The sequence below is a fragment of the Escherichia sp. KCJ4928 genome, from assembly GCF_004352695.1.
Taxonomy (GTDB): domain Bacteria; phylum Pseudomonadota; class Gammaproteobacteria; order Enterobacterales; family Enterobacteriaceae; genus ECMA0423.
On the sequence record NZ_SJWV01000290.1, the window covers coordinates 1 to 3,295 of the forward strand.

3 protein-coding genes are annotated in these 3,295 nt (G+C 53.2%); all 3 read right to left on the bottom strand.

Going from position 1 to position 3,295, the window contains the following annotated elements; translation table 11 throughout:
• The coding region (locus E0D98_RS22610; protein WP_131891071.1) for a flotillin family protein at positions 1–1,514 on the bottom strand (1,514 nt) is incomplete at its 3' end.
• Positions 1,515–1,540: 26 nt separating this feature from the next.
• A complete protein-coding gene (locus E0D98_RS22615) occupies positions 1,541–2,161 on the bottom strand; it encodes an OB-fold-containig protein (protein WP_000176497.1) in 621 nt (206 codons plus the stop codon).
• A 266-nt stretch (positions 2,162–2,427) separates the two neighbouring features.
• Positions 2,428–3,093 (bottom strand): hypothetical protein, encoded by a 666-nt coding sequence (locus E0D98_RS22625; RefSeq protein ID WP_000154143.1) that lies wholly within the window; start codon positions 3,091–3,093, stop codon positions 2,428–2,430.
• Between the last annotated feature and the right edge of the window lie 202 nt (positions 3,094–3,295).

Here is a 3,295-nt window from a genome sequence, read left to right on the forward strand (position 1 = left end):
GTTACCGCCTGTTCAGCGAGATTTCCGCCACTTATGTCGGTTGTTGCTGTTTTACCACGGGTAACACCGCCATTCAGGCCATCCACCTGAATGATTTTAATGCCGTCAATGGATTTCATTGGTTCTGTGGACTTCTCTATGACGGCAGGTAATGCATCCAGCAGGGCAAGACGGAAGCGGAGGCTGGTCTGCTCATCCGAAAGCACGTTAATGGCATCGTTCAGTGCGCGCTGTGCTTCTGCTTCTGCCAGACCTTTCTGACGGGTGGCCTCCGCCAGTTCAATAATTGCTGCTGCCTGGAGTTCGGCTGCTTCTTTTTCAGCCTGTGCGCGAACCGTCAGTTCAACCGCTTTCGTTTCAGCTTCCTGAGCAGCAGCAATCAGGGCAACCTGTTTGGTACGGTCGGCCTCCGCAGTCTGGCGGGTGGTTTCCACATCCTGCTGGGCCTGTACGGCTTCAGCCAGTGCTTTACTTGCCCGGGCTTCTGCCTGTGACTGCTCTTCCGATTTTGCAGCCACGGCAATGGCTCTGGCCTGGCTGGCGATTTCGGTTGCCTGCTGTTGCTCAATTTCCCGTATGGCCACTTCCCGTTCGGCTTCGACCTGGCGGGTACGCACTATCTGCTGTCGTTCGATTTCGGCTTCCTCTATCTTACGTTCAGCCAGAATTCTCGCGGATTCTGCTTCACGACGTCGTTCAGCTTCAATAGCAGCAATACTGGCACTCTGCTCTGCCGTACGGGTTTTTACCCGTTGTTGTTGCTCCAGAGTCATGAAGGCTTCCTGCTGTTCAATCTCCAGACGTCGGGAGAGTGCATCCCGGTTTTTTTCCCTGATGGCCACTTCAACATCCTGCTCAACTTCGTTACGTTCGCGGCGACGACGTTCTGTTTCCTGGGTCAGAAGGGTCAGGCCTTCAGCATCAAAGGCATTGTCAGGATTAAAATGTTCCCGTGCAGTCTGGTTGAAACTTGTCAGCGACACACTTTCAAGCTCCAGACCGTTTTTGGATAAGTCTTCCGCAACGGTGTTCTGCACACCCTGAACAAAGTTCTCGCGGGCATCCTGTAAATCCTGCATGCTCATTCTGGCCGCCGTGGCCCGCAGGGCATCAACAAATTTATCCTCGACCAGACTACGCAGATCTTCAGGTGTGAGCGTGCGTTGTCCCAGCGTCTGGGCTGCAGTGGATATTCCTTCGGCTGATGGTTTTACCCGAAGAAAAAAGGCAACGGCAACATCAACACGCATGCGGTCGCGGGTAATGAGACTTTCAGCCGCTGCACGACTGACTTCCAGCTTCAGGGTGTTCATGTTGACGGGAATTGTTTCGTGAAAAATGGGCATAACAATTGCACCGCCACTCATTACCACTTTTTGGCCTCCCAGACCTGTGCGGACAAAGGCCTGCTCTGCCGATGCCCGACGGTACAGGCGGGCAAATATCAGCCCGATAACGAACAGGGTGAGGACCAGCGAAATAACGGTAAACAACCATCCCGGAAGATTAAACATAGTGAGAACCTCTGTATATGTCGGGATTAAAGAACATCCGGCCAGGGATTCAGTTCGCCCAGCCAGCGGGAACCGGAAAGACGGCAGACAATAATCACTTTGTCTCCTCGTCTGAATTCTTTCCCGGCCTCCGGCTCCAGCAACAGGTAATGAACCTGCCCAAAGCGGTCTGTGAAGCGACCTTCACAGGGGGAACCCGCCACTGCGTGATAACCGGTTATGGTGGCCATACACCCGATGAATGCCTCCTCGGTGAGCGCCGTTGTTTCATCACGGGGTAACCAGGGGGCAATCAGTCTGCCGGTGCGGTGTACGAGAGGACATGTCAGCAGCAGGCAAAGTGGTGCAAGGAGAATGTTCGGGGCAGGAGCCTGCAGCAGATGAATAATAAGACCCTGCAGGAGAATGCCGGATATACCAAAAAAACCTGCCAGCATACAGAGGACGATCAGCAGGGGGATCCGTCCGATGTTCAGCCAGTCCAGCGCCTCTCCTGTCAGCCCCTCCGGTAAATCAGGTGTATCCATAGCTGAAGAGAGGGAGTGTCCGCAGAGCAGGGCGATAAGTTCAGCGATACCAGTAAGCAGAACAAAAGTCAGGGCTGCCAGATAGGGTGCGTTATACGCGGTAAGTAACGTCAGTGTCATTTTTCCTCCTGTGGCAGGTCAGTCAAACAACATTATGGCGTGAAGCTTCCGCTTCTTTAATTGTCAGAAGAAGCATATCGTCAGTCATCAGAAGACAAGGGGATGTCTGCAGGAGGGGATGATAACAACAGAAGCCTCACGCCGGAATGCGCTTTATGACAACCGGAGAGGACGGATAATAAAAAATGGGACATCCACATCAGCAAACCGCGATTTGCGAAAAAAAGTCAGCGGAGAGTGGCTGCCGTTGTGGCTGTCCCGGTATTTCAGTGTAACAGGTGATTGCTGTGATCTATGCCCCATTCGGCTTTCGGTAAACCTGAATGCCCCACATGAAGAATGCGTGACAGCATGTTTCTGCCGCTGCCGTTCAGGCTGCATTCGCGTCCGTGCGCGAGTATAAAACCTTCATCCCGGAATATCTCTTCCACTTCTGAAGATTCGAGGGATGCCGGATGAATTAATGAAAATGCCACCGGTCTGAGCATTCTGCCCGTGGTGGAAAAGGTGTCTCTGGTACTGTTCAGCTGCAGGATATGACGTTTACCTGTTTGCGCACGGGAAAGTGTCTCACTCAGCAGCTGGTCGTTCCATGCGCACGTGCCAATCTGCCATCCCAGACTTCTGCACGCGGAAAGAGCCGAGCGGAAGCGGTACAGGTCGTATAATGCTGCGTTATTGCCACTTTCCAGCAGTGATTTCAGGGTGTTTGCTACCGGTATGTCTGAATTGGTGGCCAGCAGTTTTCGCAGGGTAGTGAACTCTTCAGCCATTCCTCTGAACTCGCGCATCTGACGGGCAGTGTCAAGCCAGTTCAGCAGGTAACGCCGGCGACGCCGTTCGTTGTTTATGTTGTCCGGGGCGGTGGAGAGTGCTTCGAGCATATTCTCCAGTAACAGAATGACAGGGTTTTCCTGGGATAGAATGGTCATAAAGGCGTCCTGAAAAAATGCCCGACAGCCGCTCTCCGTACACCCTCAGGTGTCACCGGTGCCGGGCATTGTGGAAACAGAAGGGAAAAAAATCCCGGCCATAAAGGCCGGGAAAAGTCGTCAAATTAAGACAGCAATTTTCATGTCAACGCTCCGTCATCAGATACCAGGTGCAGGAGCAGGGCGATCCTCGACTCCGGCA

Excerpts from the sequence above, each read along its gene's own strand:
- E0D98_RS22625 (WP_000154143.1), bottom strand. The coding sequence starts at position 3,093 with ATGACCATTCTATCCCAGGAAAACCCTGTCATTCTGTTACTGGAGAAT.
- E0D98_RS22615 (WP_000176497.1), bottom strand. The coding sequence starts at position 2,161 with ATGACACTGACGTTACTTACCGCGTATAACGCACCCTATCTGGCAGCC.